General features: G+C 48.8%; 23 protein-coding genes and 1 riboswitch. Of the genes, 9 read left to right on the forward strand and 14 right to left on the reverse strand.

Annotated elements, in window-relative coordinates; all coding sequences use genetic code 11:
* Window positions 1-7: 7 nt before the first annotated feature.
* From bamA to rpsB, 9 genes are all read right to left on the reverse strand, one after another.
* Window positions 8-2494 (reverse strand): outer membrane protein assembly factor BamA, encoded by a 2487-nt coding sequence (gene bamA, locus HXZ99_RS03295; RefSeq protein ID WP_194755831.1) that lies wholly within the window; start codon window positions 2492-2494, stop codon window positions 8-10.
* A 29-nt stretch (window positions 2495-2523) separates the two neighbouring features.
* Window positions 2524-3867 carry a sigma E protease regulator RseP gene (rseP, locus tag HXZ99_RS03300; RefSeq protein WP_194755832.1) on the reverse strand — a complete coding sequence of 448 codons (1344 nt, stop codon included), beginning with the start codon at window positions 3865-3867 and terminating at the stop codon, window positions 2524-2526.
* 3 nt (window positions 3868-3870) lie between these two features.
* Window positions 3871-5061 carry a 1-deoxy-D-xylulose-5-phosphate reductoisomerase gene (gene ispC / locus HXZ99_RS03305; protein WP_194756054.1) on the reverse strand — a complete coding sequence of 397 codons (1191 nt, stop codon included), beginning with the start codon at window positions 5059-5061 and terminating at the stop codon, window positions 3871-3873.
* A 48-nt stretch (window positions 5062-5109) separates the two neighbouring features.
* Complete coding sequence (locus HXZ99_RS03310) at window positions 5110-5973, reverse strand: phosphatidate cytidylyltransferase (protein WP_194755833.1); 864 nt, start codon at window positions 5971-5973, stop codon at window positions 5110-5112.
* A gap of 2 nt (window positions 5974-5975) precedes the next feature.
* Window positions 5976-6752, reverse strand: coding sequence for a polyprenyl diphosphate synthase (gene uppS, locus HXZ99_RS03315; protein WP_194755834.1), 777 nt, complete (start codon window positions 6750-6752; stop codon window positions 5976-5978).
* Window positions 6753-6831: 79 nt separating this feature from the next.
* Window positions 6832-7389 (reverse strand): ribosome recycling factor, encoded by a 558-nt coding sequence (gene frr / locus HXZ99_RS03320; RefSeq protein ID WP_194755835.1) that lies wholly within the window; start codon window positions 7387-7389, stop codon window positions 6832-6834.
* Between the two features lie 20 nt (window positions 7390-7409).
* Complete coding sequence (pyrH, locus tag HXZ99_RS03325; protein WP_143233993.1) at window positions 7410-8153, reverse strand: UMP kinase; 744 nt, start codon at window positions 8151-8153, stop codon at window positions 7410-7412.
* Between the two features lie 108 nt (window positions 8154-8261).
* Window positions 8262-9140, reverse strand: coding sequence for a translation elongation factor Ts (gene tsf, locus HXZ99_RS03330; RefSeq protein WP_194755836.1), 879 nt, complete (start codon window positions 9138-9140; stop codon window positions 8262-8264).
* Between the two features lie 97 nt (window positions 9141-9237).
* On the reverse strand, window positions 9238-9987 hold the full coding sequence (rpsB, locus tag HXZ99_RS03335; RefSeq protein ID WP_194755837.1) for a 30S ribosomal protein S2: 750 nt from the start codon (window positions 9985-9987) through the stop codon (window positions 9238-9240).
* 606 nt (window positions 9988-10593) lie between these two features.
* Between rpsB and map the strand changes: the two genes are divergently transcribed.
* Genes map through dapD form a run of 3 tightly spaced genes read left to right on the forward strand, consistent with a single transcriptional unit; the run spans window position 10594 to window position 14837 of the window.
* Window positions 10594-11379 (forward strand): type I methionyl aminopeptidase, encoded by a 786-nt coding sequence (gene map / locus HXZ99_RS03340; RefSeq protein ID WP_194755838.1) that lies wholly within the window; start codon window positions 10594-10596, stop codon window positions 11377-11379.
* Window positions 11376-13979 carry a [protein-PII] uridylyltransferase gene (glnD, locus tag HXZ99_RS03345; protein WP_194755839.1) on the forward strand — a complete coding sequence of 868 codons (2604 nt, stop codon included), beginning with the start codon at window positions 11376-11378 and terminating at the stop codon, window positions 13977-13979. Before map ends, glnD begins: the two co-directional genes overlap by 4 nt.
* A 24-nt stretch (window positions 13980-14003) precedes the next feature.
* Window positions 14004-14837: a 2,3,4,5-tetrahydropyridine-2,6-dicarboxylate N-succinyltransferase gene (gene dapD, locus HXZ99_RS03350; protein ID WP_194755840.1), complete on the forward strand. Its 834-nt coding sequence runs from the start codon at window positions 14004-14006 to the stop codon at window positions 14835-14837.
* A 79-nt stretch (window positions 14838-14916) separates the two neighbouring features.
* Here the strand turns inward: dapD and truC are convergent, their stop codons facing one another.
* On the reverse strand, window positions 14917-15669 hold the full coding sequence (gene truC / locus HXZ99_RS03355) for a tRNA pseudouridine(65) synthase TruC (protein WP_228517523.1): 753 nt from the start codon (window positions 15667-15669) through the stop codon (window positions 14917-14919).
* Window positions 15656-16036 (reverse strand): YqcC family protein, encoded by a 381-nt coding sequence (locus tag HXZ99_RS03360; RefSeq protein WP_194755842.1) that lies wholly within the window; start codon window positions 16034-16036, stop codon window positions 15656-15658. The genes truC and HXZ99_RS03360 overlap by 14 nt, the downstream gene beginning before the upstream one ends.
* Before the next feature lie 122 nt (window positions 16037-16158).
* On the opposite strand from HXZ99_RS03360, the gene HXZ99_RS03365 reads away from it, so the two are divergent.
* Together HXZ99_RS03365 and HXZ99_RS03370 are read left to right on the forward strand one after the other, a co-directional pair.
* Window positions 16159-17253, forward strand: coding sequence for a DUF3549 family protein (locus HXZ99_RS03365; RefSeq protein WP_194755843.1), 1095 nt, complete (start codon window positions 16159-16161; stop codon window positions 17251-17253).
* Window positions 17250-17816 (forward strand): DUF3301 domain-containing protein, encoded by a 567-nt coding sequence (locus HXZ99_RS03370; protein ID WP_194755844.1) that lies wholly within the window; start codon window positions 17250-17252, stop codon window positions 17814-17816. Before HXZ99_RS03365 ends, HXZ99_RS03370 begins: the two co-directional genes overlap by 4 nt.
* Before the next feature lie 27 nt (window positions 17817-17843).
* Here HXZ99_RS03370 and lysC read toward each other — a convergent pair whose 3' ends face one another.
* The 3 genes from lysC to syd all read right to left on the reverse strand — a co-directional run bounded on the left by lysC (window position 17844) and on the right by syd (window position 20901).
* On the reverse strand, window positions 17844-19244 hold the full coding sequence (gene lysC / locus HXZ99_RS03375; protein WP_194755845.1) for a lysine-sensitive aspartokinase 3: 1401 nt from the start codon (window positions 19242-19244) through the stop codon (window positions 17844-17846).
* 68 nt (window positions 19245-19312) lie between these two features.
* A riboswitch (Lysine riboswitch) is annotated at window positions 19313-19490 on the reverse strand.
* A gap of 122 nt (window positions 19491-19612) precedes the next feature.
* Entirely contained in the window at window positions 19613-20275 is a 663-nt protein-coding gene (locus HXZ99_RS03380; protein ID WP_228517525.1) for a GNAT family N-acetyltransferase, read from the reverse strand.
* A gap of 68 nt (window positions 20276-20343) precedes the next feature.
* On the reverse strand, window positions 20344-20901 hold the full coding sequence (gene syd, locus HXZ99_RS03385; protein ID WP_194755846.1) for a SecY-interacting protein: 558 nt from the start codon (window positions 20899-20901) through the stop codon (window positions 20344-20346).
* 59 nt (window positions 20902-20960) lie between these two features.
* Here syd and queF point away from each other — a divergent pair, with 59 nt between their 5' ends.
* The 4 genes from queF to HXZ99_RS03405 all read left to right on the forward strand — a co-directional run bounded on the left by queF (window position 20961) and on the right by HXZ99_RS03405 (window position 25029).
* On the forward strand, window positions 20961-21830 hold the full coding sequence (gene queF, locus HXZ99_RS03390; RefSeq protein WP_194755847.1) for an NADPH-dependent 7-cyano-7-deazaguanine reductase QueF: 870 nt from the start codon (window positions 20961-20963) through the stop codon (window positions 21828-21830).
* 247 nt (window positions 21831-22077) lie between these two features.
* On the forward strand, window positions 22078-23436 hold the full coding sequence (gene ppnN, locus HXZ99_RS03395; protein WP_194755848.1) for a nucleotide 5'-monophosphate nucleosidase PpnN: 1359 nt from the start codon (window positions 22078-22080) through the stop codon (window positions 23434-23436).
* Window positions 23437-23438: 2 nt separating this feature from the next.
* Window positions 23439-23810: a DUF3192 domain-containing protein gene (locus HXZ99_RS03400; protein WP_194755849.1), complete on the forward strand. Its 372-nt coding sequence runs from the start codon at window positions 23439-23441 to the stop codon at window positions 23808-23810.
* A 214-nt stretch (window positions 23811-24024) separates the two neighbouring features.
* A complete protein-coding gene (locus HXZ99_RS03405; protein WP_194755850.1) occupies window positions 24025-25029 on the forward strand; it encodes an isocitrate dehydrogenase in 1005 nt (334 codons plus the stop codon).
* Window positions 25030-25092 lie beyond the last annotated feature (63 nt).

Genomic DNA, 25092 nt, shown 5'->3' on the forward strand with positions numbered 1-25092 from the left:
CGCAAAATTAAAACGATGTACCAATATTAAATGTAAATTTATCTTCTAATGTCCGATCTAATGAGCGAATTGGGAATCCTAAACTAAAGGACAACACACCCATTGGTGACAGCCACTGTACTGAGACACCATAAGATGCCTGATAATTCCGTGGACTACTGTAATCCCAGAATTGTGCGTCACCAATAACCTCTAAATCACGGTATTGATCGTAATTAAACTCGGTATCCCAAACCACACCCACATCAATAAAGGCACTCGTACGTACTGCACGCGAGGTTTCTTCACCAACGAACGGTGTTGGGAAAATAAGTTCGAAACCGCCATTTACTTGAGCGTTACCGCCAATAGAAGCAAATCGTGATACTTCAATGCGATCAAATTCTGGACCTAGGGCAATTTGTTCACGGTTCCCATCGGCATCCGGCGGACCCAATATATATTGCGGACGACGTGTGATTCCACGCGGACCTACTCGATTCGCCTCAAAGCCACGCAGGTTATCAGTACCACCCCCATAGAAATTTTCCCAGAAAGGTAATCGATAATCTGCACCGCTTTCGTCTTGACCATACCCATTTCCGTAACCGGCATTTAGACGGGTTAATAAAACAAACTCATGGTCGCGATCGAATGGACGATAATAACGGAAGCGATAATCAAGCTTGAAATACTGTAAATCACTATTTGGTGTCGTGATTTTACCACTCAAGCGATTCATGCTACCCGCCGTTGGAAACACACCACGGTTTAATGTGTTGCGTGTCCAAGACGCCGTTAAATCATAGGTTTTAAAGTTCAGTGATCCAAACGGGTCATCGGGATCCGCGTAGCGATTATAGAAGCTACGAATCTGTTCAAAAATTTCCCGCTGAGTAATACCGGTATTGCGGAAACCAACCCCAAAGTTAAGACGATTGTATTCGTTTACAGGGAATCCAAGATCACTGCCGATACCCCACGAACGTTGGTTAAATCGCGAAAGGTTGGCTTGGCGTGCGTCAAAATCCGTATAGAAAATGTTGCCACCTAAGCTCACACCATCATCGGTAAAGTAGTTATCCACATAGTTCAATTGAACATTACGTGAGTAACGGTTGGTGTCGACAGAGAAAGATACACGGTTACCTGAGCCAAGGAAATTCTCCTGACTAACCGCCGCATTTAAGCTCAAACCTGCGAAATCACCATAACCGATACCGGCAGAAATGGTACCCGATGGTTGTTCCTTCACGCGATATACGATATCCACCTGATCCGGTTCACCGGGTACAGGAATCGTCTCAACATCAACGGTTTCAAAGTAGCCCAAACGTTCCAAGCGCACTTTGCCGAATTCAACCGTTTGTTCTGACAACCAAGAACCTTCAATTTGGCGCATTTCGCGACGAAGTACTTCATCTTTCGTTGCATCGTTCCCTTCAAAATTGACTCGGCGAACATAAATACGCTGGCCTGGATCAATCGAGAAGGTCAAACTGACCACTTTATTGTCATCATCAATATCTGGAACCGCACGCACTTCGGTGCGCGCAAAACCAAAGCGACCGAAGTAACGCTTAATGGTTTCTTCAATATCGGTTACTTCCGCTTGATTATAGCGGCGACCTTCCAAGGCTTTTACGAATCGGTTTAAAAACTCTTCATGGTCACGGAGTTCACCGATGGCACGCGCATCTTTAATATCGTAGCGGTCACCTTCATTTACATTTACGGCAATGTAAATACCTTCGAGCTCTGGCGTAATAGCAACCTGCACAGACTCAATGTTAAAGCGTAGAAAACCTTGATCACGATAGAACGACTCGACTTCTTCCAAATCGCCCATCAACTGCTGCTGCTGATAATTACGTTTACCTAGGATATTCCACCACGGGAGTTCGTCACGCAATTCCATTAAACGCGTCAGTTCACGGCGCTCAAAGGTATCATTACCGATAAAGTTAATTTGCTCGACCACCGCGGCAGGTCCTTCGCGGAAGTTAAAGCGCAATTCAACACGGTTCCGAGGTAAATTCACCACTTGAATCTCTACCTGGGCATTGTATTTGCCAACGCTGTGGTAAAAATCCTCAAGATTCTTCTCGAGCATGGACACAACGGTGCGATCCAGTGATTCACCTTCCGCAATCCCGTTGTTAGCCAAACTATCAAGTAGTTGATCATCTTTAAGATCGCGGTTGCCATCAAAGACAATATTCGTAATGGTTGGGCGCTCAGTGACACGGATCACTAACGCGTCACCATCGCGATATACCCGCACATCGTCAAAATGGCTTGATGAATAGAGCTCATGAATGATCTGGCGTATCCGTTGTGCGTCGGCTTCCTCACCCACACGAACAGGTACGTAAGTTAATGCTGCGCCTAAACCAACCCGCTGCAAACCGCGAATTTGAATATCATCAACAACGAATGAATCGGATGCCTGAGCGTTTAAGCTCAATCCAGTTCCTGCGAGTACCACTCCAATAAACAGCTTTTTCAATGTCATGCAACACGTCTTATTGTTAGATAATTTTTTCACGAGAAGAGTCTGCCAAGATCATTAAACAATGTCACGCTTAGTAACACCATTAGCAGCAGTAATCCGACCCGAAAACTCATTTCTTGAATCCGCTCAGGTACAGGCTTTCCACGGATCCATTCAATTACATAAAATACTAAATGCCCACCATCGAGCATTGGAATCGGCAACAAGTTCAGTATTCCTAGGCTCACACTGATTAACGCGAGAAAACTAAGAAAATAAACCAACCCATAACTGGCATGGGCTCCTGCTCCTTGAGCGATCCCTACCGGGCCACTTAAGTTTTTTACAGACACATCGCCTGTAACCAACTTACCCACCATATTTACGGTGAGCCCCATCAGGTTCCATGTCCGCGCGACGCCCCCTTGTAGCGCTTCTATGGGGCCATATTGCAAGGTAAAGCGGTATTCTTCCGGATACGCTTCAACCTCTGGCACAATGCCGAGATAACCGCGCCCATCCCGTTCGCCTACCCTCACCTCTAATGAACGTGTTTCACCGTTACGCTCAACGTAAAAAGTAACGCGCTCATTAGCGTGACTTGCAATAAAGCTCCTTATTTGTTCCCAATTGGCGCTTTGAGTTCCATTGAATCCAATAATTTTATCGCCAATGCGCAAATCACTGCGTGCAGCCGGAGAATCAGCCTCTATTTCGGTGACCCGAGCGATGATTTCTGGACGGTAGACATCCAACCCCAAACTACCAATGGTTGATTCTTTATCAGGATCAAATTGCCAATCTTGCAAAGGTATACGCACATCGCGGGTCTGCCCTTGCACATCAACGACTCGAAATACCGTTGCGTCGGACCCCATCCGCCTAACTAGCGCTAAATTCACATCTTGCCAATCTTGCACCGGGCGCTGATCAATGGCAATGATTTCGCTGCCCGCGGTGAGGCCAGCCCGCTCTGCAACACTCGCGCTAGCGACATCGCCTATGATGGGCTTTACCGCCGGCATCCCAATCATGAGCATCAGCCACAGGGCAGCGATAGCGAAGATAAAGTTCGCGACAGGCCCCGCCAAAACAATAGCAAAGCGTTGCTTTACCGGCTTCGCCCGGAAGCTTCCAGACATTTCCTGCTCTGAAACTGGATCAATTTCATGATCCAGCATTCGCACGTAGCCGCCCAGAGGAATTGCCGCTATCTGATAGTTAGTGCCGTCTTTGCCCCGCCACGTAAATAGGGGTTTACCAAAACCAATGGAAAAGGTCACCACTTTCACACCGCAGCGGCGAGCAACCCAAAAATGACCAAACTCATGAAAGGTCACCACTAAACCCAAAGCAACAATAAATGCACCAATCGACCACAAAAACTGTTCCATCGATTAAAACCTCGACATCTGTTGCATCGCCATGGCACGTGCTTCTTCATCACATGCCAAAATTTCATCCAACTGGCTCACTTTCGGCAGCTGTACGCGTTCTAACACTTGCCCACACAGGTTGGCAATATCACCAAATTGGATACGTCCATCCAAAAACGCCGCCACCGCTACTTCATTCGCAGCGTTGAGCGTGGTCGTTGCCGCTTGCCCAGCCCAGCACGCATCAATCGCGAGCTGCAAACAGGGATACCGTGCCGAATCCGGGGCGGTGAATGTAAGTGCCCCTAATGTTGCAAAATTCAAAGGAGCCACACCACTGCTAATACGTTCTGGAAAACCCAAGCAATGAGCAATAGGCGTGCGCATATCCGGCTGCCCCATTTGCGCTATTACTGAGCCATCCACGTATTGTACCATTGAATGAATCACGCTTTGAGGGTGAATCACCACATCAAGTTCATGTCGTTGGCAGTTAAACAGCCATTTTGCTTCGATGTACTCCAATCCCTTATTCAGCATGGTGGCTGAATCGACGGAAATTTTCTGTCCCATCGACCAATTAGGATGATTACACGCCGCTTGCGGCGTTTGTGTCGGCAATTCTATTAAGGGGGTTTCTCGAAACGGACCACCGGATCCTGTTAATAGAATTTGACTCACCCCATGGTCACTTAAATGAACCCGCCCAGCACCCTGTTGTACTGCAAAAGGTAACGCCTGAAAAATCGCATTGTGCTCACTGTCTACGGGTAACAATTGCGCGCCAGACTGATGCACCGCATCCATAAATAGCTGACCGCTCATCACCAAGGCTTCTTTATTGGCTAATAATACCTGCTTACCGGCTTTTACTGCCGCGAGCGTAGGCAACAAACCGGCTGCACCAACAATAGCCGCCATCACCATATCGACTTCCGTTGCCGCAGCAACGTCGCACAAGGCCTGCTCGCCTGCGAGAACCTCAATATTGAGGTTGGCGCTAACGATACGTTGTTCGAGTGCCTGCGCCGCCTTCGGGTTCGTCATTACCGCGATATCAGGACGATGTTGCTGACACAACGCGAACATCCCATCTACGTTGCTATGGGCGGTCAGAGCATAAACAGAAAATGTTTCAGGGTGTGCTGCGACAACGGCTAACGTGCTTGCACCGATCGAGCCGGTTGCGCCCAATATGCTGAGCCTCCGCAACCCATCGGCGCGCTTAGGTGGTAACGCTTGAACCCCAGGAAACGACATTTAGCCAACCAACCAAAGGTAACCAATTAAGAAAACCGGCAACGCCGATGTTAAGGAATCGATACGATCTAAAATGCCGCCATGGCCGGGCAAAATTGACCCGCTGTCTTTTACACCCGCGCAGCGCTTAAACATACTCTCATTGAGATCGCCAAACACCGAGACCAATACGGTTATCAAGCCCACTAAAAAATAGCCAAAGAGTAAATCAGCTTCGATGGGGAGGGCCCAAGCGACCGTGCCCATCACTACCAAAGCGAGCGCCACACCACCATATAAACCTTCTAGGGTCTTACCTGGGCTCACATGGGGCATTAATTTGCGTTTTCCGAACTTCTTGCCGGTAAAATAGGCGCCAATATCGGCGGCCCACACCAAACCGAGTACGAACAATAAGGTCCAGGCGCCAAACAATGGATTTGTCTCAAAGTGCAATGAGCGAACGGCCAATGCCGCTGTCCATGTAGGAACGAGAATAAGAAAGCCAAAAATACCAACAAAAATGCGGCTACGAACCCACAGGCGTTGGCTTCGTGGGAAGTTACATACCAGTAAAGTGGCTAGAATCCACCATAGTGCGCCGATTAAACTAATATAAAACAGAACCGAATGAATCTGACCTTGGATCCAGAGGGTGTCAAAATCAAGAAACCAAAACAGGCCACCGATAGCAATGCCCACCAGCACGACATAAGCGAGGCGGCCCCACAAATGACACACTTTCATTAACGGAGACCATTCCCAAGCGGCCAGTAACAACACCAGCATAACCGCCAATGCAAACCATTCTAACGGAAGGGCAAATATAATCCCAAAAGCCACAGGCAATAAAACAATGGCGGTACCAATTCGTTGTTTCAGCAAAATTAATCCTCTTGCAAAGCACCTGCACCAGCTAATTGTTGTATTTGTGCGCTAGTGAGGCCAAATCTACGTTCCCGACGGACAAAAGAGTCGACTGCTTCGGCAAACGTCATTTCATCAAAGTCTGGCCAGAGTACATCAGTAAAATATAATTCTGCATAGGCTAATTGCCATAACAAAAAGTTACTGATGCGGATTTCCCCCCCAGTCCGAATCAATAGATCCGGTTCAGGTCCTGAGGCCAAACTCAGATGTTCCGAAATCATTGTTTCGGTAATATCACTTGCTGCGATGCGCCCTTGGGCTACCTCTTCCGCAAGTTGCTGGGTCGCTTGAGTAATATCCCAGCGCCCGCCATAATTTGCAGCGATATTCAGTGTCAGCGCACTGTTATGGGCCGTTGCTGCTTCTGCTTCCTTAATCCGCTTTTGTAAACGACTATTAAAACGCGTTACATCTCCGATGACCCGCAAGCGGATATCATGGGCAGCGAGTTCAGCAACCTCACGCTTAAGCACCCCCATGAACAATTCCATGAGAAGATTCACTTCTTGCGCTGGGCGATTCCAATTTTCACTGCTAAATGCAAATAATGTAAGTGCTTCAATACCGTTGCGTCGAGCAAAAGTAATCGCACGGCGCACTGATTCAGCGCCGGCTCGGTGCCCATGTGTACGTCGTTTCCCCTGTTTTTCTGCCCAGCGTCCATTACCATCCATAATAATAGCCACGTGGCGTGGGAGACGAATCGCTAACTGTTCTGTTTCAATCCCTGTCATGCTACATCCACAAAAAATAAACGCCGCGCAAGTATACCCGACACGGCGTTGTCCTCCAACGAGGGAAGTTAATGAGTGATTAAACTTCCATCAACTCGGCTTCTTTCGCAGCCAAAAGCTCATCAATTTTCTTTACGGCTTCATCTGTAATTTTCTGGATACTGTCTTGCGCGCGACGATCGTCGTCTTCGGTAATCTCTTTGTCTTTCAACAGCTCTTTGATATCACTGTTGGCATCACGACGAATATTGCGCACCGCTACACGGCCCTGCTCTGCTTCCGCACGTACAACTTTCACTAAGTCCCGGCGCCGTTCTTCTGTGAGTGCCGGTAACGGAACTCGGATAACATTTCCTGCAGCCGCTGGATTCAGTCCTAAATCAGAGGTGAGAATCGCTTTCTCAACAGCACCTGAAGAACTCTTATCAAATACCATGATACTCAGCGTGCGAGAATCTTCCACGGTAATGTTAGCCAACTGCTTCAGTGGCGTATCCGTTCCATAATAAGGAACCATCACACCATCTAATAAACTTGGGTGCGCGCGTCCTGTGCGAATTTTTGACATCTGTGTGGCAAGCGCTTCAACACTCTTCTTCATGCGGTCTTTCGCATCAGCGATAATCTCGTCGATCACTGTGAGTTCCTCTTTCTTATTTATTCAGTGGTGTTATTCACATGGGTGATCAGTGTACCTTCATCTTCACCCATAATCACGGCTTTCAGTGCACCTGGCTTATTCATATTAAACACGCGAATCGGTAACGAATGATCACGCGCCAGGGTAAAGGCAGCTAAATCCATGACTTTTAGTTCATTTTTTAGCACATCATCGTAATCTAACAGATCATATTTAGTTGCTTCAGGATTTTTTACCGGATCGGCACTATAAACCCCATCAACTTTAGTGGCTTTTAACACCACATCGGCTTCAATTTCAATACCGCGCAAGCATGCGGCCGAATCAGTGGTAAAGAACGGGTTACCCGTCCCTGCGGAAAAGATGACTACACGGCCCGATTTTAATAAGCTAATCGCCTCAGCCCAGTTGTAGCTATCACATACGCCAGCTAGCTCAATTGCTGACATCAAACGCGCATTAACATAAGTGCGGTGCAGAGCATCACGCATGGCGAGTCCATTCATGACGGTCGCCAACATGCCCATGTGATCCCCGACCACACGATTCATGCCCGCTTTCGCCAAGCCTTCGCCACGGAATAAGTTTCCGCCCCCTATGACAATACCAACCTGAATGCCGAGCTCTAAAATTTCTTTGATTTCCTGCGCCATGCGGTCTAGTACTTTGGCATCAATGCCAAAGGGCTCATCTCCCATGAGCGCTTCACCGCTGAGCTTAAGTAAAATGCGTCGATAACTTGGTTTCGGATTTGTACTCATTTCTCTGGCTTCCCGTTTTCAGGTCAAAAAAAACCGCGCCTGCTGTACCAGCAAAGCGCGGTCTCGATTTAGGTCGTTCTCGTTGTAGGCGTAAAGGCCACAGTAAAATTAACCTTTTTTCGCCGCAGCAACCTGAGCTTGAACTTCCGCTGCAAAATCTTCAGATTTCTTCTCGATACCTTCACCCACTTCAAAGCGAACGAAAGTAACTACGTCAGCACCGGCTTCTTTTAGAAGCTCGCCCACTGATTTAGAAGGATCTTTAACGAACGGCTGACCGGTCAAGCTGATTTCGCCGGTGAATTTCTTCATACGGCCTTCAACCATCTTCTCAGCGATCTCTTTTGGCTTACCTGATTGCATGGCGATGTCGATTTGAATATCACGCTCTTTTGCAATCACGTCAGCTGCAACGTCTTCTGGCTTCACGAATTGAGGGTTGCTTGCCGCAACGTGCATTGCGATATCTTTACCTAATTCTTCGTTACCGCCACTCAACAATACCAATACACCGATACGGCCGCTGTGAACGTAAGAAGCTGCTACATCGCCGCCTTCGATGGTCATAACACGGCGTACGGCCATGTTCTCACCAATCTTAGCAACCAGCGTAGAACGCACTTCTTCAACTGTACCACCATCGATCTGGGTGTTGTTTAGTTTCTCAACGTCAGTTTCTTTGTTGGCAAAAGCTGCATTAACAATTTTCTCACCCATTGCTAAGAAGCTAGCATCACGAGCAACGAAATCGGTTTCACAGTTCAATTCAACCAAAGTACCTACATTGCCTTCAGTTTTTACTAAAATCACGCCTTCAGCAGCGATACGACCAGCTTTTTTAGCTGCTTTCGCTTGTCCACTCTTACGCATGTTTTCAATCGCAAGCTCGATATCGCCATTCGCTTCTTCGAGTGCTTTTTTACAATCCATCATGCCTGCGCCAGTACGCTCACGCAGTTCTTTAACCATTGCGGCTGTAATTGCCATGATTCGATCCTCTGTATTCAGGAGTCATGTCTGGCTCGAGTCAATTCGAGCCCCGCGAAATACTTAAAAAAACGGCCTTTTTCAGGCCGTTTTTAACTTACTCGGCGTCGCTTGCTTCTTCAGCAGCTTCAACGAAATCATCAGCTGGGCTCACTTCAGCACCACCTTTTTGACGACCTTCGTTAATTGCAGTCGCAGCAGCAGATAAGTACAGCTGGATTGCACGGATTGCATCGTCGTTACCTGGTACGATGTAATCAACACCGTCAGGTGAAGAGTTCGTATCAACAACCGCAACCACTGGAATACCCAGGTTGTTTGCTTCTTTAATTGCAATGTGTTCATGATCGGCATCGATCACAAACAATGCGTCAGGCAAACCGCCCATGTTCTTAATACCGCCAAGGCTCTTCTCTAGCTTTTCCATTTCGCGCGAATGCATCAGCGCTTCTTTCTTGGTCAGCTTTTCAAAAGTACCATCTTGGCTTTGCGTCTCAAGCTCTTTCAAACGCTTGATTGACTGGCGAACAGTTTTCCAGTTCGTCAGCATGCCACCTAACCAACGGTGATTTACGTAATACTGATTGCTTGCTTTTGCAGCCAAATCAACCTGCTCAGACGCTGCACGCTTCGTGCCAACGAACAAAATTTTGCCGCCGTTTGATGCAGTATGCTGTAAGAAATCCAGTGCTTTGTTAAACATAGGCACGGTTTCTTCAAGATTGATGATATGGATTTTGTTGCGAGCGCCAAAAATGAAAGGCTTCATTTTTGGGTTCCAATAACGGGTTTGGTGACCGAAGTGGACACCAGCTTTAAGCATGTCACGCATTGACACGTTTGCCATGATAAGTTTCCTTTTTAGGGGTTAGGCCTCCACATATCCCATGTTGCGACCCACTTTCGTAGGCACCCCGCACGCATGTGTCGATATGTGTGTGTTATTTAAGTAAAAGTTATTTGCCTTGAAACGCTGAACACAGCGACTTCAGGCGGCGCGAATTATGCCACAAATCATAGGCTCGCTGCAAGCTGCGGGAGAGAAAAAGATGATAGGCAAACAACGGGGTGACTCGTTTCGATAAAGTGCGGAGTCTCCCCATTACTTGCGGCTAGAAAGATATCAGGACGTGCAAGGGATATCCGCCATACGTACCTGCCATACGCTCGTTCCCGACAAGCCTAACAACACATCTTGGCCAATACCCTCCAGCATCGGTGGTTTCCAGAAATGGCGCAAATTCTCCACCTTCACCGCGAACATATCCGGATACAACAGCCTCGGTCGATATCAAACATTCCTTAGGTAAATTAGCACCAACAACATATCGGAGAATGATTATGATATCTCGTGGTTGCGATTAACCAACATGTGTAAGATCAATACGATACAAGATTTCGTCACTTTCTGATACACTACTCCCGTCAATAGAATCAACGCAGTAGGACAGTCATGGCCGCGAAAATCAAAACCCCCGAAGAAATCGAGAAAATGCGCATCGCTGGAAAAATGGCAGCAGACGTATTGGAAATGATCACGCCGCACGTTCAGGCGGGCATTACCACCGACGAGCTCAATACCATTTGTCATGATTATATTGTGGCTCAGGACGCATACCCTGCTCCGCTTAACTACCATGGTTTTCCTAAATCCATCTGCACCTCGGTCAATCATTGTGTGTGTCATGGCATCCCCAATGATAAACCGCTGAAAAACGGAGATATTATCAATATCGACGTCACGGTGCGCAAAGACGGATATCACGGCGATACCAGCAAAATGTTCATCGTTGGTGAAGGCTCTATTTTGGCGAATCGGTTAGTTAAGGTAACCCAAGAAGCGCTTTACCGCGCGATTCAAATGGTTAAGCCCGGCGTGCGTTTAGGGGATATCGGCGCTGAGATTCAAAAGTACGGTGAAAGCTTCGGTTATTCGATTGTCCGGGAATTTTGTGGGCATGGAATTGGCGATGAGTTTCATGAAGAACCACAAGTATTGCATTACGGCAAACCGGGTACCGGCGAAACCTTGCAAGCGGGCATGTGCTTGACCATTGAGCCCATGATTAACGCGGGCAAGCCCCATACTAAGATTCTGGGTGACGGCTGGACGGTACTGACTAAGGATCGCAGTTTAAGCGCCCAGTGGGAGCATACTCTGCTTGTTACCGACAACGGTGTTGAAGTACTTACGCTACGCTCCGACGAAACCTTGCCGCGAGTGATCTCCCATTCATGAGTTACGCTGCTGCTTGGCCCGACAGTCTCTCAGATACGGCTGCCTGGCGGCAGCAACTAAAGGCCTTTGATACATGGTCCGCTGAACAATTTGTCAGCGCCGATATTGAAAGCTTAGTGTCAGCACGTGCCGACTTCATGGACGCCCTTATCAGCAAGCTTTGGCATCTCCTTGAACTCCCTGAGCAAGAGATGGCCTTGCTTGCTGTGGGCGGTTACGGCCGCGCCGCGCTGCACCCCCACTCCGATATCGACCTTCTATTTCTTGTGGCACGAGCACCTGATGCTGATCACGCCGATAAAATCGGTCAGCTAACAACCCTGCTCTGGGATTTGCGTCTGCAAGTAGGGCATGCGGTTCGTACTATCGAGGACTGCATGAACGAAGCGGCAAACGAAATTACCGTAGCCACCAGCTTAATTGAAAGCCGTCTTCTGATCGGTGACGCTGAACTAACCAGTGAACTTGAGCAAGAAGTCTTTCATCAGTTTCCATGGAACAGCCGAGATTTTTATCAGGCTAAAAAAGATGAGCAAATTGAACGCCACCAGCACTTTCATGGCACCGCCTACAATCTTGAACCCAATATCAAAGCATCGCCCGGCGGCTTGCGGGATATTCAAACCATAAGCTGGATAGCCAAACAACATTTTAACACGCGCACAGACGAGAGCTTGGTCGAGTTTAACTACATTACGGCAGATGAGTTTATCGAACTGAAAGAGTGCACGCATTTCCTATGGCGAGTTCGTTTTGCGCTGCATTTAGCCGCCCGCAAGTGCGAAGACCGTCTGCTGTTTGACTATCAACCGGATGTCGCACAGTTACTTGGTTATGGCCAGGACGGAAAAGTAGCCGTCGAGCGCATGATGAAAGACTACTTCAAAGTTGTATTGCGCGTGGGCGAGCTTAACCGCATGCTCTTGCAATTCTTTGAGCAGGCTATCCTCGGGCCGATGGAGCTCATTGAGCCGCAACCGCTAGATGCGGATTTTGCCCTCTCTGGTGTACAAATCATGGCGTTGCATGACAAGGCTTTTAGCACGCCACAGCAAATCATGCAGTTCTTTTGCTACGTGGCCGAATATCCGGTGATTGAGAGCGTGCATTCCCACACCATCCGCCTATTGCGCAATGCGCGTCGGGATATCACCCAACCTTTGTCGGAAGATGCAGAAGCGCGCGCCCGCTTTCTTAAGTTAATAAAGCACCCGCGTGGATTCGGATTAGCATTTGAATTAATGCACCGTTACGGGGTTATGGCGCGCTACCTGCCTGCTTGGGATCATATTGTTGGTCAGATGCAATTCGACTTGTTTCATGCCTATACAGTAGACGAGCACACGTACCGACTGGTTCGTAATCTGTACCGGTTCACACTGCCGGAAACCGCTGAACGTTTCCCGTTGTGTGTTGAGTTAGTGGAGCAAATGAAGCACCCGGAATGGTTATTCTTGGCCGGTATTTTTCATGATATTGCTAAAGGACGAGGAGGCGATCATTCTGAGCTCGGGGCCGTCGATGCACGAGAATTCGGAGAACAACATGGCCTACCGCAAGAAGGCATTGATCTCATAGCATGGTTGGTGGAAAAGCACCTTTTAATGTCAGTCACTGCGCAAAAGCGGGATATTTATGATCCCGATGTGATCGCTCGTTTTGCCGAAGCCTGCCAAACCCGCACGCGACTCGACTACCTGTATTGCTTGACGGTTGCCGATATTCGCGCCACCAATTCAAATTTATGGAACAACTGGAAGGCCACTCTGTTAGAAGAGCTCTATCGCGCCACTTGCGATGTGTTGGAAAAGACAGATCGGAAAACCATTGATGTGCGCGAGCGCATGCTCGAAAATCGCCAAAATGCGATGGCTCTTTTGTTAAGTGCGGGCTTCCAAGTTGACGACATCAGCCAACTTTGGGGACGTTTCACCGCCGACTATTTTTTCCGCCATACCCCAGAACAAATTGCCTGGCATTCACAGCACATCATGCATGTTCAGGAGCACCAATTACCGTTGGTACTCATAGGTGACGAAAACAATAATGGCACCACTGAGCTGTTTATTTATCACACGGAAGAGAGCAACCTATTCGCCAAAGTGGCGGCAGTGCTCGATAATGAACAATTAAGTATCCACGATGCACAAATTTTGAATACCCGCGATGGCTACGTCATGGATACCTTTATTGTGCTGCAACGGGACGGCCGTCCCCTTGCCGATGTGCAACGTATCGAAGAGGTTCATCAGCACCTGCACGATGTACTGCGCAAGCGCAAAGAAGTTCCCAAGGGCTATCGACCATTATCGCGGCGCATGCGCAATTTTCAGGTACCGACGAAAGTGAAATTTATCAACCTGAAGAATCAACGGCGTACTACATTTGAATTGATTGCATTAGATCGCCCCGGCTTAATTGCGCGTCTCGCGCATGTCTTACAACGGTTAGATATCAACTTGATGGCGGCGAAAATCACGACTGTCGGCGAGCAGGCAGAAGATCTATTTATTGTTGCGTCGAATCAACAGGAAGCCCTGACGGAAAGCGAGCGTGACGTTCTGAAAAAAGCTATTATAGACGCCCTCGATGTCGAATAAATTGAAATGAAAGAAGGAATAGCCATGAGTAGTTTGCAGCAAACCATCGAAACCGCTTTTGAAAACCGCAATGAATACAGCCCAAAGCAGGCACCAGAGCAGGTACGCAACGCCGTTGCTGAAGTATTGGCTGGTCTTGATGCGGGTACCTTGCGCGTGGCTGAAAAAATTGACAATGCTTGGGTTGTCCATGAATGGGTGAAGAAGGCTGTTCTACTCTCATTCCGTCTCAATGATAATGTCATGATGGACGGTGCCGAAACCAAATTCTTTGACAAAGTTCCAAGCAAGTACGCAAATTACACCGAAGCCCAGTTTATCGCGGATGGCGTGCGTATCGTGCCTCCTGCCATGGTTCGTCGCGGCGCCTTCGTTGGTAAAAATGTGGTGGTCATGCCCTCTTACGTCAACATTGGTGCGTATGTGGATAGCGGCAGTATGGTCGATACTTGGGCAACGGTCGGCTCATGCGCACAAATTGGTAAAAACGTGCATTTAAGCGGCGGTGTTGGCATCGGTGGCGTACTTGAACCCCTGCAGGCTAACCCAACGATTATCGAAGATAACTGCTTTATCGGCGCGCGTTCAGAAGTTGTGGAAGGAGTTATTGTCGAAGAAGGCTCGGTTATTTCGATGGGCGTTTATATCGGCCAAAGCACTCGCATTTATGACCGTGAAACCGGGGAAATCCATTATGGTCGCGTGCCTGCAGGTTCCGTTGTTGTATCTGGCTCACTTCCTGCAAAAGATGGCAGTCATTCTCTCTATGCAGCAGTTATCGTTAAAAAAGTTGACGCCAAAACCCGTGCAAAAGTAGGCATTAATGAGTTGCTGCGAGGCGCTACTGAATCTGCGTAACTCGTCTAAATCGCACATAAAAAACAGCCAAGGTGGTGCCAAACCCTTGGCTGTTTTTTTATACGGTGCTGGAAAAGAGTCAGTCAGCCCCATCTGCGGTAAATGGTTCTTTTTGAAAAGCGCGATAGAACTCCGCTGGAACAGGAATATCTATATGCACCATGGTTTTGCTCTCAGGATGCGGAAAACTCAGTGACGTTGCGGCCAACAATAATCGATGAATATTAAAATGTTCCCGAAAAAAGCGATTATGGCGACCATCTCCGTGGTTCGTATCACCCACAATGGGATGACGAAGATGAGCCATATGCCGGCGCAACTGATGTTTACGACCGGTTTTTGGCGATAATTGCACCAGCGAATAACGCGAGGTGGCGTGACGCTTACTCACCGCATAAGGAAGTTCAACCTGATCAATTCTGAGAAAGTCAGTAACCGCTTCTTGTGCTTCTTTATCTTGCCGCGCCATTTTGTCAGCAATTTTATCGAGTTCTTCACGGAGTGGATAATCAACCCGACCATGGTCGGGAATGTAGCCTCGCACCACCGCATGATATATTTTGCGCACTTCATGCTCGCCAAAGGTTTCCATCATAGTGCGTGCCACCTCTGCCGATTTTGCAAATAGCAGAATACCGGACGTAGGCCTATCTAACCGATGCAGCGGAAACACGTGCTGCCCGATGTGGTCCCGCAACAGCTGCATGGCAAACCATTTCTCACCCCGCGCTAATGCTGAACGGTGCACCAGAAGCCCTGATGGTTTGTTGATTGCAACGAGCGCTTCATCTTCGTAGCAAATGTCGATGGCCGGCGCTTCAGTGGCGATCATGATGCCCATCCAAAAGCGAATCAATCGCTTTTAGTGACAATATAATGTGTTTATGTTCTCGCAACTGTCCACGCCAGACTTCAATGGCCATTGGATGCACAGCAATTTTATTCGGTAGCGCTTCGCGTTGTTCAATTCGCTGCCGTAATGTTGGGATCATGATAAACTGCAACCATTGATAAAAATCCAGCGTATCAGAGGCAAAAGGTGTGGTGCTTTGCAGCTTTTCCGGCGCCGGCCTATGAGCATCCCATAGTTCTTGATCTTTGAGTGCGGCTTCTAGCTCGTTCAATAGATGCGCGGTTTGCTCAGCGAGGGAGCCTGATGTGCTTTGCGCCGCGCCCGCTTTTTTTGAGGATTTAACCATATGCTTGTGTTCTCGGAAGCTCTCGGGTACAACGGGCGTAATATACGCAAAACCCCGTGCACCTATTCCCGTGCACCCATAAATGAATTCAATCGCTAGAAGCGGAAGTATAACGGAAAACCATGCAGTCTATCGACACTATCACCGATTTTCTTACAGCCGCAGGACATGCCGCTGAACAGCAACAGGGTTCTAAAGGAGCCCGTTTTCGTATTTATGATTTAAGCCGTCGCGTGCAAGCGCTTGGGTTAGCGGATTTTGCCGCGATCGAGCGTAATGAACGCCCCTTCCCAGCGCCTCGCCAGCAGCATGCATGGTTAGGCATCGTGTTTTGGTCTGAGCAACAGCAAAATGATCCTTATATCTGGTTTGTGAAGCTCCCTCTTGATGAGCGCTCACTTTTTCAGCATGCGGCCCGACAACACTTTTTAAGTATTATTGTGGATGCCTTAGGCACCGACCTCAATAGTGCACCGAGTGCCGAGCAAGAAAAGCGTTTGCAAGACAACCCTTATGTTTTTCAGCCTGACGAAGCGCGCCGAGCAGCCTTTCATGCGTTGGTACGCCGTGATTTAGGCTTACCACCATCAATATACTACGAAGACGCGCAGTCATTTTTCAGCCAAGAAGACAGCCCTGTTGAATGGGAATCTTTAGGCGTACAAGGTATTCACGATGTTATTGCGCGTCTCAGCCATCCAGACCAACCGGGCCAACAACTTTTGCATAAACGTCTTGCTCAAGACTTTCTAAACTGGCCGGGGCCAATTCAACAAACTTTAACCGAGGCGATGGAACATCGGCAATTACCTGCAGCCCTGCAGAACAACTTGTTGGCAGCCCTTGAGGGTATGTTTGAAGATGCCCTCAGCGATAGTCACTTCGCGCTACTACGGGCGACCTCCGCACAAGCCTTGTCAAATCGCTATCAGCAACTCGTGTTGAGATTATTAAAAACCTACCCCAATGACACCGATCTGCTACTGACGATTGGTGCGCGCGCGTGGCCTGCGTTAATCGACTACGGCAATTTACAGCTGTATCTCGAACAGCTGGCAACCACGTCCGAGACAATTTTTATTCAAGCGTTTCGTGACTTAGTCATGCTGCCTGAGTTGCGCCCTCTCCTGCTTAATATTTTACGGAAAGACGACTTAAGCCCAGTACTGCAAGATGCAATACAGGCCTTAATTGCACATACGCGGAGCGGTCAATGAATATTAACCTAATGGAGCTAGTGGCTCTTCTCGCGCTTCTGTTGTTTGGGTACCTATTCTGGCAGTGGCGGTTACAGGAAGAGTTTGCGCGCAAGCACGCAGAAATGCTGTGTAAGCGGCACGATATTCAATTCCTTGATATCGCCCGTTCTTCAGGTCGTCCGCGCTTCAGTCCTAAGCCAGGTTGGGAAGCGCGCTTTGTATTTGGGTTTAGTAGCGATACTCAATCGCGCTATGAAGGAGAAATCATGCTCCTCAACCGTCATCTACGCGATTATAGTCTCCCCACCTACCGCACCGCGACGGAACCGCAAGCGAGCGATTTAGCTGCCTCGCCGGCCTCTCACTCGAGTGCGCAAAGCGCAACGCCGGAAAAAACCAAACCCGCGCAACAAATACGCGTTAGCTATGGCGTACCGGCGCCAACTCCCGAGCATGTAAAAACCCACCAGCGTGTAGAGCCCAGCGAGGAAATCGTTGACGCTGTATTTAAACAGGATCAAACAACGCCGATTCAACCTTTTGTAAACGGCGCCAACAACACAGAGGATGGACTCGGTTAGACCGTTATCGTTCATTCTCAGTGTTGTTTAATCATGGCTTTCCAAAAACCCCTGATGTAAGGTTTGTAACACCTCAGTGGCATCCTCTTCTTGCACCAGAAAACACAAGTTATTTGGGCTTGCGCCATGACTCACCATGCGAATATTGCGTTTTCCAATCATGGAAAACAGTCGACTCGCGACTTCCGGGGTAGAGGTTAATTGATGGCCAATCACAGCAATTAACGCCAACCCTTCCTCCACACTTACATCACAGTGTTTTTCCAGTTCCGTGAGCAATTGTGGGGTCACAAGTCGGCGCCCTGAAGAATGGGAGCCCGTCGGGTCGAGGGTAAGTGCGACCGACACTTCCGATGTTGTAATTAAATCCACGGAAATACGGTGGCGGGCGAGAATAGCAAATAGCTCCGCAAGAAAACCACGGGCGTGCAGCATGTGTAGGCTACGCACTGTCAGCAAGGTCTGTCCTCGACGTATACTCAATGCGCGACAGACAGGTCGGCTATCCGTCTGATTGCGTATCCATGTGCCCGCCTTCTCTGGCTCACGGGTGCAGCCCACAAACACTGGAATTTTCCCCCGTTGCGCAGGCAATAAGGTGGCGGGGTGAAGTATTTTGGCACCAAAGGTTGCCATCTCCGCGGCTTCCGCAAACGTCAGCTCAGGAATGGGTCGAGCCTTGGGCACTTGGCGCGGATCACAGGTATAAATACCATCCACATCGGTCCAAATTTCCAATGCGGTTGCTTGCAAGGCCTCTGCAAATAAGGCCGCACTGTAATCGGAGCCACCGCGCCCCAATGTCGTTGTGCGCATGGCCGCATCGGCGCCGATAAAACCCTGGGTGACAACAACCGCTTCATCAATTTTGGGCTGTAAGTATTCCCCAGCAAGCATTCCTATCCGTTTCGGTCTCGGTTCCGCATGGCCAAAATGGCTGTCGGTACGAATCACTTGGCAGGCATCAAAATCAAGCGCACGTACATGGCGCTGACGCAACACTTCTGCGAGTAACAGGCTCGAGCAACGTTCACCCATGGCTAACAACGCATCTGGCGTGCCGCCGTCGCCTTTCTGCTCAGCAATAAGGGTGCTGTAATGGGCCATTTCCGCAAGGTAGTCACGCAATTGCGCATTCACTTCTGCACTCGGTTGCAGTTCACGGGTAATTGCGTGCTGAATATGCATAATTTCAGTGAGTAACTGTTGCCGCTCAGCTTCGTCGCTAATCCCTGCTGATAGAGCCGCTAATCGGTTGGTCACGCCGGCGGCAGCACTGACCACCACCACCCGCGTGGCGGGGCTATTTTCGATAATATGCGCACATCGTGTTAAGGCGGCGTAATCAGCCACCGACGTGCCGCCAAACTTGGCCACAATTAAGGGATGAGCGTGCGTGAAGTGATTGCTTTGCGTGTTTGTAATCATGCTCCGAACCTTTGTTTGTTCGGAGAGTTCGGGAACGGAACAAAACCGATGGTTCTCGGTTGAGGCATCGCTCCAGAAGCTCTCCACCTGTTAATTTAGGTGACAGCCCCAGGGATTCAGCCCTGCAGACCGATCAAATAGCGTCCAGAACGCGTTTTGACCTCGGCGTTACGCCCCCTCAGTTGTGCTCTCGGGGCTCTGGAGCCCTCCTACAACCTACCTGGGTAACGCACCTCTTCTGGTATATTAGGCTGCAAATAGAGCGCTAATATTAGGGGCCGAATTTGACAGGATCTTCGCTTTGATGTCAACGTCGGTGCGTGGCGATCGACTATTTTACGACCAACGATGGGACCTTCTCACCCTGCTTAATCGTTGCGCGTGTGAAACAGCAATTGTCCGCGTAACTCACCCACTTGAACGTCACGTAATTGGGTATAGCCGCGTTGCTCAAAAAACCGAGCGTATTGGGGCCGCGTCGCATAAACGGCAATTCCCGCTGATTCTTCATCGTCTTCCAGTACATTATCGGCAGCCTGCACTAGCAGTTGCCCTAATCCACGTTGCTGATAACGCGGATGCACCGCAATAAATGACAGCATGTGATAGTCTGCAACGGGCATTGCTTCTGCAATCACCCGCTCTTTTTCAAGCATTTGCCGCGTACTGACAATGCCTGCGGTTAATAGCATACGTAAACGCCAGTGCCAAAAGCGCTGCAGTGCGTTACCTGAATGCGCTCTCGTCATGCACACAACGCCCTCTAGGGTATCTCCTTCAAACAGACCAAACATAGGTTGTCCGGCTTCAAAAAAAGCAGCTAGCTCCTCGCGAATGGCTGCCCGTAAGCGCTGTTCGTAACCCTCTTTGTTGGCCTGAAAGATCGCCTGAAACAAGGGATCGTCGGTATATGCGGTAAGCAGCAAAGAAGCTGCCGGTGCAAGATGTTCATGCCCCAAGTACTGCAACACTCCCAGTGAATTGTCAGTCGTCGGGTTGTCGATGTCGGTATCTTCCATCATCGAAGACATATCAACTCTCTTATCTAAATGAACGTTTTGTCACTCTAAACTAGCGACTGCAAATTGTCATGCCGCAATCACACTGCGCCTTCAGCAAACACCGGTGTGAGTCGCTCCAAAAACGACTCCATATCGCCCGCGAGAATTTCATGCTGCGGTTTACCGACATACTCTAAACCCACGGCCCCGGTGTGATTATCTACCGTGAGCATTAAATCATCTTCATCGGTAATGCCAATAAATAGAGTAACCGCCTGTTCTAATCGCTGTTTCATCATGACATGGCCAATCAAATTCTTTTGTAAACGTTCTCCATCTTCAGGATGCAACACCTGCAAAAGAACCAACGGTTGCCCGCGAAATTCAACGTACATATCGCCTGCATAGAAGGTTCGATAAAAGGTTTTTACGCTCTCATCTAAGGGCAACTCGAGTGCCTCTTCAACATTGCCAAATTCAAGGGGAGGATCTTGCACAACTGCTTGCCAACCGATGTCTCCAGATTTCGGTTTACCCCGGTAACAAGGGGCATCCCAGCCACTGATGTACTCGGTGGTGGGCAACGTATCCCGCTCCTGATAACAGGCCGCGTATCGTTCATGTAGCGCCTCTAGCGCCATTCTCACAGAGTTCATCTGGTCTCCAAAGCTGTTTCCTCTTACAATAAGAGCATTCTACGCAGAGGATAGACGTAATGCCAGAAAACCCAGAATCACTGATGCAACACCTCACCTTAGGCCAAGCGACTGAGTATCCAACAGTTTACGATGCCCAATTGTTGCAGGCAGTTCCTAGACACTTGAATCGCACTCAGATTGGATTGAGCGACAGTGCTTTGCCTTTTGTCGGTCGCGATCTCTGGACCGGCTATGAGTTATCCTGGTTGCAGCCCTCTGGCGTTCCTGCGGTGGCGATCATCGAAGTCGAAGTCCCTGCCACTAGCCCTAACTTAATTGAGTCTAAATCGTTTAAGCTCTACCTCAACAGCTTCAATCAAAGTGTGTTCACAAGTCATGAAACGGTCGCGGAGCAACTACAAAACGATTTATCACAGTGTGCGGGGGAATCTGTTAGTGTCCGCATTTACCCGCTCGACGACTATACTCAGCACGGCCTCGAGCACTGGCATGGACACTGTATCGATCACGAGGATATTACTACCGACTGTTACGACTACACGCCGGACATTCTCAATGATCTCTGTCCAATGAAAGATCTAACCGTGACTGAACAGCTGCATAGCCACCTGTTGAAATCGAACTGTTTAATTACAAACCAACCAGATTGGGGTTCCGTATTTATTGCTTACCGTGGACCCAAAATGAGCTCGGCAACCCTGCTCAAGTATTTAATCTCGTTTAGAAATCACAACGAGTTTCACGAGCAATGCGTGGAGCGCATCTTTACCGATTTAATGCAGTATGGGCGCTGCGAAGAACTGCTCGTGTGCGCCCGTTATACCCGCCGTGGCGGACTTGACATTAACCCCTTACGCGCCACTCCCAAGCAAACATTGTTGCCCGATCCAACAAAGTTACTTCGTGGCCGCTTGGCACGGCAATAAGGGAAGGCTAATTGCTTGCAACGCACACGATCTTACTTAGTTACGTATTCAACAACGCACTCAACAATGTACTCAACAATGTACTCAACAACGTATTCACCACGCACGCGAAAACCTAGTCGCTTGGTGAACACCGAACTAGATGCTCTTTGCATTTATGTCTGATAATCTAGCCCTAGCAGAAAAACGTATAAAAAATGAAAAGAGGGACTCGAGAATCAAGAGGACCAAGGAGAAAGAACATAACATGAGAATTTCATTATCACCTCAGGGCAGCATGTCGCTGCTCTCGCAAGTTGAGATCGATCGGTTACAGCAATCAACCGATAGCCCCCTGTACCGTTTATTCCGCAACTGTGTCCTTGCGGTTCTCAACGTGGGCAGCCACACCGATAACAGTGCCGATATTTTTGACCAATTTACTGACTTTGAAGTCAATGTTCTCCGTCGTGAACGGGGTGTGAAGTTGGAGCTGATTAATCCTCCCCCTTCTGCCTTTGTCGACGGTGAACTCATCGTAGGTATTCGTGAGCACGTTGAAGCTGTTTTACGTGACATTCTGTTCGTAGGGGAGAAATACCCTGCGGATGTACTCCATGACATGAGTACTCGCCACCTTACCCACGTTGTCTTCGATATTTTGCGCAACGCCGGTGTCGTTAAACCGATTCTCGAACCTGACATGGTGGTTTGCTGGGGCGGCCATTCCATCTCTGAAACTGAATACAAATACACCAAAGTCGTTGGCTACGAGCTCGGCTTACGGGGCTTCAATGTATGCACCGGTTGTGGACCAGGCGCCATGAAAGGCCCAATGAAAGGCGCCACTATTGGTCATGCTAAACAACGCGTAAAAGACGCTCGTTATTTCGGCCTGACTGAACCTGGAATTATTGCCGCTGAGCCGCCTAACCCAATCGTTAACGAGTTGGTGATTATGCCAGACATCGAAAAGCGCTTAGAAGCCTTTGTTCGGTGTGCCCATTCTATTATCATCTTCCCTGGCGGAGCCGGAACAGCGGAAGAACTCTTGTATCTGTTGGGAATTCTTATGCATCCTGAGAATCAGCATCAGGTACTCCCCGTAATTCTTACCGGCCCTAGTCACGCCAAAGCGTATTGGGAGCATGTGGATCGCTTTATCAAGAATACCTTAGGCGACGACGCGACCAAGTATTACAAGATTATTGTCGATGATCCGGTGGCCGTGGCACAACACGTGCAAACCGGCATGGCAGGTCTGAAACGTTATCGTCAAGATAGCGGGGATGCCTATCATTTCAACTGGACTTTATATATTGAAGAGCAGTTCCAACAGCCCTTCGAACCTACCCATGCCAATGTTGCCTCGTTAAATTTGAGTAAAAACCAGCCCAAAGAACGATTGGCAGCGGATTTACGCCGGGCATTTTCATCCATTGTCGCAGGTAATGTGAAAGAACCTGGATTACGAGAAATTCGCAAACATGGCCCCTATTTGATTCATGGTGACAAAGATCTGATGCACGAACTCGACGAGCTGCTCGAAAGCTTCGTTAAACAGGATCGCATGAAACTTCCAGGTGGGACAAAATATCAACCATGCTACCGTGTGGTGAAGGATTAAACGTGAAAAAAGGGTTTCTGATCATGATTGTCGGTTTTGTCCTGTATGCCCTCGTTTTCGTGGGCATGCAGCAATTCTATACGGCAAATCCAGAAACCATGACCTGGCGCGAGCGTGAAATATTCAATCGCAAGTACATAGGGCGGCTTAAAATTGGCACCCACCGCGATGAAGTTTTACGCTTGCTCGGTCCTCCAGATATTAGTGAAGCGCGCACCAATGAACGTGGCGATATCCTCATTTTGTTTTATCGCACGCATCACGTGAAGTCCGATGGCATGACAACCCGCGACGAAACCACCCCGCTGCTATTTGTCCATGACTTGCTCTTTGCGTGGGGCGATACAGCGTACGAAGCTGAATTCGGTCAATAATCGACACCGCTACCGAGAACGAAGTACTCCCTTAAATTCCCGCCATCTATGCTGGCTATAAACCCCGTGCGTAACTACGCTTTACAAGGATCTGCTACTATAGTCGCATCCTTTTGCGCGGCTCGTATCTGGAGCGCGCAGCGGAATAATGGTATAAAAGCCCCCCAAATTTCGGATCACGACATTCATCAAGTTGTACAGTAAGGGTTACTGAATGAGTCAAACGATTACGGTTATTCCAGGCGATGGCATCGGCCCGGATATTATAGAATCAGCGCTTAAAATTATGGATAAAGCCGGCTGCGGTTTTACCTACGAGTTTGCTGATGCAGGTTTAGTTGCCTTAGAAAAGCACGGTGAATTACTCCCCGCGCAAACCCTCGAAGCAATTGAGCGCAACGGCATCGCCTTAAAAGGCCCTTTAACAACACCTGTAGGTGGTGGTTTCACCTCGATTAACGTGACTTTGCGCAAGCACTTCGGTTTATATGCCAATGTGCGCCCAGTCAATTCGTTTAAAGGCACCAAAGCTCGTTACGACAACATTGATATCATAACCATTCGTGAAAACACCGAAGGCATGTACTCAGGTCTAGGTCAGCGTACTTCCGATGATGGCAGCGAAGCAGAAGCCATGAGTAAAGTGACGCGGATTGGCTGTGAGCGTATCGTTCGATTTGCGTTTGAACTTGCCAAGCGTGAGAACCGCAAAAAAGTGACCGCAGTTCACAAAGCCAATATTCTGAAAACCACCTCGGGCATGTTCCTCGCGGTCGCCCGGCAAATCGCCAAAGATTATCCTGAGATTGCGTTTGAAGAAATGATCGTCGACGCAACCTGCATGAAGCTGGTGATGAGCCCAGAGATCTTTGATGTGATCGTCACGACTAACCTGTTTGGTGACATCCTTTCGGATCTATGTGCAGGCTTAGTGGGTGGCTTAGGCATGGCGCCAGGCGCAAACATTGGTGAAAAATGTGCGATTTTTGAAGCGGTTCACGGCTCTGCTCCGGATATCGCCGGTCAGAACTTAGCAAATCCAAGCTCCGTCATTCTTGCCTCTATTCAAATGCTGGAACACTTGGGTATGCATGAGCAAGCCGAGAATATTCTCAACGCATTGCGGGATGTGATTGAATCTGGTGACCGCACGACCCGCGACCTTGGCGGAAAGCACGGTACCACAGATTTTACTCAAGCGATTCTTGACCGCTTATAAGCGATTGAATATTGAAAAAAGACCACGCTCGCGTGGTCTTTTTTATGCTCGAAGTTGCGGTGC

The organism is Aliidiomarina indica, assembly GCF_015354615.1.
GTDB lineage: Bacteria > Pseudomonadota > Gammaproteobacteria > Enterobacterales > Alteromonadaceae > Aliidiomarina > Aliidiomarina indica.

Bases quoted from the DNA above. Each gene is read 5' to 3' on its own strand.
- HXZ99_RS03365 (WP_194755843.1), top strand. From the start codon at position 16,159: ATGCAGTCTATCGACACTATCACCGATTTTCTTACAGCCGCAGGACAT.
- rseP (WP_194755832.1), bottom strand. From the start codon at position 3,867: ATGGAACAGTTTTTGTGGTCGATTGGTGCATTTATTGTTGCTTTGGGT.
- HXZ99_RS03380 (WP_228517525.1), bottom strand. From the start codon at position 20,275: ATGTCTTCGATGATGGAAGATACCGACATCGACAACCCGACGACTGAC.
- syd (WP_194755846.1), bottom strand. From the start codon at position 20,901: ATGAACTCTGTGAGAATGGCGCTAGAGGCGCTACATGAACGATACGCG.
- rpsB (WP_194755837.1), bottom strand. From the start codon at position 9,987: ATGGCAAACGTGTCAATGCGTGACATGCTTAAAGCTGGTGTCCACTTC.
- queF (WP_194755847.1), top strand. From the start codon at position 20,961: ATGCCAGAAAACCCAGAATCACTGATGCAACACCTCACCTTAGGCCAA.
- glnD (WP_194755839.1), top strand. From the start codon at position 11,376: ATGAGTTACGCTGCTGCTTGGCCCGACAGTCTCTCAGATACGGCTGCC.
- ppnN (WP_194755848.1), top strand. From the start codon at position 22,078: ATGAGAATTTCATTATCACCTCAGGGCAGCATGTCGCTGCTCTCGCAA.
- pyrH (WP_143233993.1), bottom strand. From the start codon at position 8,153: ATGAGTACAAATCCGAAACCAAGTTATCGACGCATTTTACTTAAGCTC.
- HXZ99_RS03360 (WP_194755842.1), bottom strand. From the start codon at position 16,036: ATGGTTAAATCCTCAAAAAAAGCGGGCGCGGCGCAAAGCACATCAGGC.
- truC (WP_228517523.1), bottom strand. From the start codon at position 15,669: ATGATCGCCACTGAAGCGCCGGCCATCGACATTTGCTACGAAGATGAA.
- bamA (WP_194755831.1), bottom strand. From the start codon at position 2,494: ATGACATTGAAAAAGCTGTTTATTGGAGTGGTACTCGCAGGAACTGGA.
- map (WP_194755838.1), top strand. From the start codon at position 10,594: ATGGCCGCGAAAATCAAAACCCCCGAAGAAATCGAGAAAATGCGCATC.
- uppS (WP_194755834.1), bottom strand. From the start codon at position 6,752: ATGACAGGGATTGAAACAGAACAGTTAGCGATTCGTCTCCCACGCCAC.
- HXZ99_RS03370 (WP_194755844.1), top strand. From the start codon at position 17,250: ATGAATATTAACCTAATGGAGCTAGTGGCTCTTCTCGCGCTTCTGTTG.
- HXZ99_RS03405 (WP_194755850.1), top strand. From the start codon at position 24,025: ATGAGTCAAACGATTACGGTTATTCCAGGCGATGGCATCGGCCCGGAT.
- tsf (WP_194755836.1), bottom strand. From the start codon at position 9,140: ATGGCAATTACAGCCGCAATGGTTAAAGAACTGCGTGAGCGTACTGGC.
- lysC (WP_194755845.1), bottom strand. From the start codon at position 19,244: ATGATTACAAACACGCAAAGCAATCACTTCACGCACGCTCATCCCTTA.
- dapD (WP_194755840.1), top strand. From the start codon at position 14,004: ATGAGTAGTTTGCAGCAAACCATCGAAACCGCTTTTGAAAACCGCAAT.